The following is a 6,284-nucleotide window of genomic DNA, read 5'->3' as shown; positions in this document are numbered from 1 at the left end:
CCCTCTCCCAACCCTCTCCCCTGAAGGGGAGAGGGCTTGAGGAGCCGTAGCCACCGCCGCGCAAGACCTCGCGCGGCATCGGCTCGCTTGCCGCGGTCGGAGCGCCAGCGGCGATGCCTCAACTCCAGGTCCGTGTCATTCCCGCCCAGACCACGCTCCGACAGCAGCACGGCCACTTCAGCCCCGGTTTCGCCCCAGCCGCGCGCCTCCGCCTCGATCAGCATGTGCGCGAGCCGGGGCGGGAGGGGCAGGGCGGCGATGCGGCGCCCATGCGCAGTCACGCGCCCGCTCTCGTCGAGGGCGCCGAGCGAGAGCAGGCGCTTGCGTGCTTCCTCGACGGCCGCGGCCGGGGGCGGATCGATCCAGCGGAGGGTGCGCGGGTCCGAGACGCCCCAGAGCGCGCAATCGAGCAGCAGGGCGCTGAGGTCCGCCTCCAGGATTTCCGGCGGATCGAAGCGGGGCAGGCCGGCGGTGGCGGCTTCCTCCCACAGGCGGTAGACGGTTCCGGGGCCCTGCCGTCCGGCGCGGCCAGCGCGCTGGGTGACCGACGCCTGACTCGCCCGCTCCGTGACGAGCCGGGTAATGCCGGCGCCGCGATCGTAGCGCGGGCGACGGGCAAGGCCGCTGTCCACGACAACGCGAACGCCGTCCAGCGTCAGGCTGGTCTCGGCGATCGAGGTGGCGAGCACGATCTTGCGCCGGCCCGGCGGAGCGGCGCGGATCGCCGCGCGCTGCTCGGCCGGATCGAGCGTGCCGTGCAAGCGGTGCAGGTCGACGTCCGTCGGCAGCCGGTTGAGCCGTTCGGCGGTGCGCTCGATTTCGGCCACGCCGGGCAGAAAGGCGAGCAGCGACCCTGCGCTCTCGCCCAGCGCGCGGCGGATCGCGCCCGCCATCTCCTCTTCCACGCGCCGTTCCGCCGTACGTCCAAGATGGACAAGCGCGATGGGATGGCTGCGGCCCTGGCTTTCGATCACCGGCGCATCGTTCATCAGAGCGGCGAACCGTACCCCGTCGAGCGTTGCCGACATGGCGAGGACGCGGAGGTCCGGCCGCAGCGCCGCCTGCGCATCGAGCGCAAGCGCCAGCCCGAAATCGCTGTCGAGGCTGCGCTCATGCACCTCGTCGAACAGCACGGCCGAGACCCCGGCGAGCTCGGGATCGGCCTGGATGCGGTTGCGGAAGATGCCCTCGGTCAGCACCAGGATGCGCGTGCGCGCCGATCGCTTGCTGTCAAGGCGGGTGAGGTAGCCTATCGTCCCGCCGACCGGCTCTCCCGCAAGCTCCGCCATCCGCTCAGCCGCCGCGCGCGCGGCTAGGCGGCGGGGCGAAAGCAGCAGGATCTCGCCCGCGCACCAGGGCTCGGCCAGCAGGGCGGGCGCAACCGCCGTGGTCTTGCCGGCGCCCGGCGGTGCGACGAGCACGGCGTTCGGAAAGTCGCGCAAAGCGGCGAGCAGGTCCGGGAGAACCGCGTCGATCGGCAGGGGAGCAGCCATCAGCGTTCCTTAGCGGGCGGCTCGATCGAACAGCAGGCCCGCATTCTCCTCGACGCGCTTCGAAGCTATTTCGGCAAGCGCAATCCAGGTGGCGGTGCGGCCGGATCGCTGGTGGGCGGGGACCAGCTGTCGTCGATCATCTTGATGATGCCGGAAAAGTCCTTTCCCGCCCCGCCGAGCTTCTCGGCGAAGCGAGTGTAAAGCTCCTCCGCCTCCGACCCCATTGGCGTGTAGGCGTCCACGCTCGTGGCCGCCTCCATCGCCAGCCGAAGGTCCTTCAACATCAATGCAGCCGCGAAGCCGCCGTCATAGTTGCGGTCGGCCGGGGTCTCCGGACCGACGCCGGGCAGCGGGCAATAGCTCGTCATCGACCAGCATTGGCCGGACGCCCTGGACGCGATGTCGAAAAAGGTCTGCGGATCGAGCCCGAGCTTCTGCGCCAGGACGAAGGTCTCGCAGGTGGCGATCATCGAGGCGCCGAGCAGCATGTTGTTGCAGATCTTGGCGGCCTGACCGGCACCCGGGCCGCCGGCGTGGATCACCGCCTTGCCCATCTGCTCCAGGAACGGCCGGGCGCGCTCGAACGCCTCGGCCTCGCCCCCGACCATGAAGGTGAGGGTGCCGCCCTCCGCGGCCGCGATGCCGCCGGATACCGGCGCGTCGACCATGTCATAGCCTTGCGCCGCAGCTTTCCCGGTCTCCTCGCGGGCCGTCGTGACATCGATGGTGGAGCAATCGATCAGGATTGCGGTAGCCGGAGCGACGCCGATCACGTTGGCCTCGTAGACATCGCGAACATGCTTGCCGGCCGGGAGCATCGTCACCACCGCCTCAGCCTCGGCTACCGCTTCCGCCGCGGAGCCCGCGCGCCGGCAGCCGCGCTCCTCCGCCTTGGCGAGCGCCGCTACGGAAAGATCAAATGCGCGCACCTCGTGCCCCGCCTTGGCAAGGTTCGCGGCCATCCCGCCGCCCATATTGCCGAGCCCGATAAATGCTACGCGTGCCATGTATCTGCCTCTCTTACTGCCCCTCTCCCCTTGCGGGAGAGGGTTGCGCAGACTTGGCAGCTTGCTGCCTAGTCGAAGCTGGGAGAGGGGTCATGCGCTCGCACTTGCGAGCGCGCGAAGCTTCGCTTCGCACCCCTCTCCAACTCCGCCTAAGCGCTGCGCGCCAAGGCTGCGTATCCTCTCCCGCAAGGGGAGAGGAGATTCACTTACCCGTCCACTGCGCCTTACGCTTGGCGACGAAGGCGCTCATGCCTTCCTTCTGATCCTCGGTGCCGAACAGGCCGTGGAACAGCCGCCGCTCGAAGTTGATGCCTTGCGCCAGCGTCATCTCGTAAGCGGCGTTGACCTGCTCCTTGGTCGCGATCGCGGCGAGCGGGGCCATGGAGGCGATAGCCTCGGCAGTATTCAGCGCCTCTTCCACCAAGCTGACCGCTGGCACGACCCGGGCGACGAGCCCGGCGCGTTCCGCCTCCTCCGCGCCCATCATCCGGCCGGTGAGGCACATCTCCATCGCCTTGGCCTTGCCGACCGCATGCGTGAGCCGCTGCGATCCGCCCATGCCGGGCGTGACGCCGAGCTTGATCTCCGGCTGGCCGAATTGGGCGTTGTCGCCGGCGATGATGAAATCCGCCATCATCGCCACCTCGCAGCCGCCGCCGAGCGCGTAACCGGCAACCGCCGCGATCCACGGTTTGCGGGTCGCGGTCACCTTTTCCCAGCCCTGGAAGAAGTTGGACTGATACATCGAGGCGAAGCCCTGGCTCTCCATCTCCTTGATGTCCGCGCCGGCGGCGAACGCCTTTTCACTGCCCGTCAGCACCGCGCAGCGCTGGTTTTCGTCCGCGTCATATTCAGCGAAGGCCGCGATCAATTCGCGCAGCACGGAGGTGTTGAGGGCGTTCAGCGCCTTTGGCCGGTTCAGCGTGATCAAAGTCACCGCGCCACGCTGCTCGACCAGGATGTTCTCGTATTCAGCCATGCTCAAACTCCAAGTGGGGTCCACTGCTGCTCATCCGGCAGCGGCGCGAAGATGATGTCGATCATGTGATCGGTGACAGCGCCCGGCGTGGCCGGCTCCCAGCGCGGGGTGGCGTCCTTGTCGATCAGCACCGAGCGGACCCCTTCGACGAAATCGTGGCGCTGCACGACGTGCGAGGCCACCGAATATTCCTGCCGCATCTCGTCGGCGAAATCGGCCATCCGCGCACCATCCGAAAGAAGCCGGAGTGAGACCTTGCACGCCTGGGGGCTCTTGCACCTCAGCGTCACCAGTTCGGCTTTGGCCCAGTCGGAGCCGTCATGCTCGAGCGCGGCGATGATATCCTCAAGGCGGTCGGAGGCGAACAACCGGTCGATGCGCTCCCGGTTTTCCGCGATGCGGGCTGGGGGAGGGGGCGTGCTCGCCTCGTTGAGGATCGGTTCCAGCTGCTCGGGCTCGGCGGCGATCCGCGCCTTTACCTCATCCAGGCCTGCGCTCGGCAGATAATGGGTCGCGAGGCCCAGGTGCTGGCACTCGGCACCATCAAGCCGCGCTCCGGTCAAGGCCAGGAACTGCCCGGTCCGGCCGGGCAGGCGCGAGAGATACCAGCCGCCGCCAACGTCCGGGAACAGCCCGATCGCCGTCTCCGGCATGGCGAAGCGGGTATTTTCAGTCGCCACCCGGTATCGGCAAGGCTGCGAGATGCCGACGCCGCCGCCCATCGTGATCCCGTCCATGAAGGCCACGATCGGCTTTACCGAGCTGAACAGCAGGTGGTTGAGCCGATATTCGACCATGAAAAAGGCCCGCGCCTCCGATCCATTGCCCGCGCCGCTCTCGGCGAGCATGCGGATGTCTCCTCCGGCGCAGAAGCCGCGGCCCTCTGCGTGATCGATGAGAATCACCTGGGTGGTGGGATCGCTGCGCCAAGCCACGAGCGCGTCGGTCATCTTCTGGCACATGTCTCGGGTCAGCGCATGCAGCGCCTTGGGCCGGTTGAGCCTGATCCGCCCAGCCTTGCCGTCAACCTCCGTTCGAACGTCGCTCACTGGCGCAGCATTTCCCGTGCGACGACGTGGCGCATGATCTGGTTGGTGCCTTCCAGGATCGAATGGACGCGAAGGTCGCGCCAGAAGCGTTCGATCGGGTAATCCTGGAGGTAGCCGTAGCCGCCGTGAAGCTGCAGCGCACGATCAACAACGGATGAGCCGGTGTCCGTCGCCAGCCGCTTCGCCATGGCGGCGAAGCGGGTCTTGTCCGGCGCGTTCTCCGTCACCTTCACGGCCGCCGCGTAGAGCAGCATCCGGGCCGCCTGGAGCTCCGTCTCCATGTCCGCGAGCGTGAACTGCGTGTTCTGGAAGTCGGCGAGCGGCTGGCCGAACGCCTTGCGTTCCTTGGTGTAGCGCACCGATTCATCGAGGCAGCGCTGGGCGCCGCCGAGCGAGCAGGCGCCGATGTTAAGACGGCCACCGTCCAGACCCATCATCGCAATGCGGAAGCCCTCGCCCTCCGTCCCGACCAGATTCTCTGCGGGCACACGCACTTCGTCGAAATTGACCTGGCAGGTCGGCTGCGAATGCCAGCCGAGCTTCTTCTCCTGCGCGCCGAAGCTCACGCCCGGCATGTCCTTCTCAATGACCAGCGCGCTGATGCCCTTGGGCCCGTCGACGCCGGTGCGGGCCATGGTGACGTAAATCTCGTTCTCGCCGCCGCCCGAGATGAAAGCCTTGGAGCCGGAGACCACGTAGAAGTCGCCGTCCTTGACCGCCTTGGTCTTCAAGGCCGCCGCGTCCGAGCCGGAGCCGGGCTCGGTCAGCGCATAGGAGCCGAGCTGGTCCATGCTGACCATCTGCGGCAGATACTTCTGCTTGACCGCCGCCGACCCGAATCGGTCGATCATCCAGGCGGCCATGTTGTGGATCGAGATGAACGCGCTGGTCGAAGGATCGCCATAGGCCATCGCCTCCATGATCAGCGCGGCCTCGAGCCGCCCAAGCCCGATCCCGCCGCTTTCCTCCGATACATAGATGGCGCCGAAGCCGAGCTCGGCTGCCGCCTTGATCGTGTCGCGCGGGAAGATGTGCTTCTCGTCCCACTCCGCCGCGTGCGGGGTGAGCGCATCAGCCGTAAATTGCTGCGCCAACTCCTGGATCTGGCGCTGATCGTCGGTAAGATCGAATTGATTCATCTCAGCCTGCCAGCCCTTCAGCTTTCAACGCCGCTTTAACGGACGGCCGCTCGCCGACCCGCGCGACGAAGCCCGCCAGGCCCGGCCAGCGCTGAAGATCGATCCCGTGGATGCGCGTCCAGTTCAGGATCACGAACAGGTAGGCGTCGGCGATCGTGAACTCCGGGCCGGTGAGAAACGGCCCTTCGCCCATGCCCTGCTGGACGAAATCGAACTTCGTGCCGATCAGCTTGCGAGTCGATTCCTTCTGCTCCTCCGGCGTGGACGGGTTCCAGAGCGGGCCGAAGCCCTTGTGCAGTTCGGTCGCGATATAGTTGAGCCACTCGAGCAGGCGGTAGCGGCGGATGCCCGACAGCGGGATCAGTTCACCGCCGCTATGCTCGTCGGCGATATATTGCAGGATCGCCGCATTTTCCGTCAGCACCGAGCCGTCGGCCAATTTGAGCGCAGGCACCGCTCCCTTGGAGTTGATTGCGCGATAATCGGCACCATCCTCCGTCTTCTTGGCAGCAAGATCGACCTTCACGAGAGTGATCTCGGCCCCGGTCTCACGAAGCGCGATGTGCGGCGCCTGTGAGCAGGCGCCCGGTGCGTAGTACAGCTTCATAACGGGTCTC

6 protein-coding genes are annotated in these 6,284 nt (G+C 67.1%); all 6 read right to left on the bottom strand.

Annotated features, from left to right (window positions below; genetic code table 11):
* Positions 1-1,493 (bottom strand): ATP-dependent helicase HrpB (gene hrpB / locus VF631_RS06700; RefSeq protein WP_431849505.1); only part of this gene is annotated, 1,493 nt, incomplete at its 3' end.
* 65 nt (positions 1,494-1,558) lie between these two features.
* Entirely contained in the window at positions 1,559-2,500 is a 942-nt protein-coding gene (gene mmsB, locus VF631_RS06695) for a 3-hydroxyisobutyrate dehydrogenase (RefSeq protein ID WP_431849504.1), read from the bottom strand.
* Between the two features lie 202 nt (positions 2,501-2,702).
* Positions 2,703-3,479 carry an enoyl-CoA hydratase gene (locus VF631_RS06690; RefSeq protein WP_431849503.1) on the bottom strand — a complete coding sequence of 259 codons (777 nt, stop codon included), beginning with the start codon at positions 3,477-3,479 and terminating at the stop codon, positions 2,703-2,705.
* Between the two features lie 2 nt (positions 3,480-3,481).
* On the bottom strand, positions 3,482-4,528 hold the full coding sequence (locus VF631_RS06685; RefSeq protein WP_431849502.1) for an enoyl-CoA hydratase/isomerase family protein: 1,047 nt from the start codon (positions 4,526-4,528) through the stop codon (positions 3,482-3,484).
* On the bottom strand, positions 4,525-5,667 hold the full coding sequence (locus tag VF631_RS06680) for an acyl-CoA dehydrogenase family protein (protein WP_431849501.1): 1,143 nt from the start codon (positions 5,665-5,667) through the stop codon (positions 4,525-4,527). The genes VF631_RS06685 and VF631_RS06680 overlap by 4 nt, the downstream gene beginning before the upstream one ends.
* Position 5,668: 1 nt before the next feature.
* On the bottom strand, positions 5,669-6,274 hold the full coding sequence (gene gstA / locus VF631_RS06675; RefSeq protein WP_431849500.1) for a glutathione transferase GstA: 606 nt from the start codon (positions 6,272-6,274) through the stop codon (positions 5,669-5,671).
* Between the last annotated feature and the right edge of the window lie 10 nt (positions 6,275-6,284).

The sequence above is a fragment of the Allosphingosinicella sp. genome (assembly GCF_036387615.1).
Classification (GTDB): domain Bacteria; phylum Pseudomonadota; class Alphaproteobacteria; order Sphingomonadales; family Sphingomonadaceae; genus Allosphingosinicella.
The sequence above is the reverse complement of the archived record's forward strand: the minus strand, read 5'-3'. Positions and strand labels throughout refer to the sequence as shown.

What these genes read in the sequence shown, in the direction of transcription:
- mmsB (WP_431849504.1), bottom strand. Translation starts at nt 2,500, where the DNA reads ATGGCACGCGTAGCATTTATCGGGCTCGGCAATATGGGCGGCGGGATG.
- VF631_RS06690 (WP_431849503.1), bottom strand. Translation starts at nt 3,479, where the DNA reads ATGGCTGAATACGAGAACATCCTGGTCGAGCAGCGTGGCGCGGTGACT.
- VF631_RS06680 (WP_431849501.1), bottom strand. Translation starts at nt 5,667, where the DNA reads ATGAATCAATTCGATCTTACCGACGATCAGCGCCAGATCCAGGAGTTG.
- gstA (WP_431849500.1), bottom strand. Translation starts at nt 6,274, where the DNA reads ATGAAGCTGTACTACGCACCGGGCGCCTGCTCACAGGCGCCGCACATC.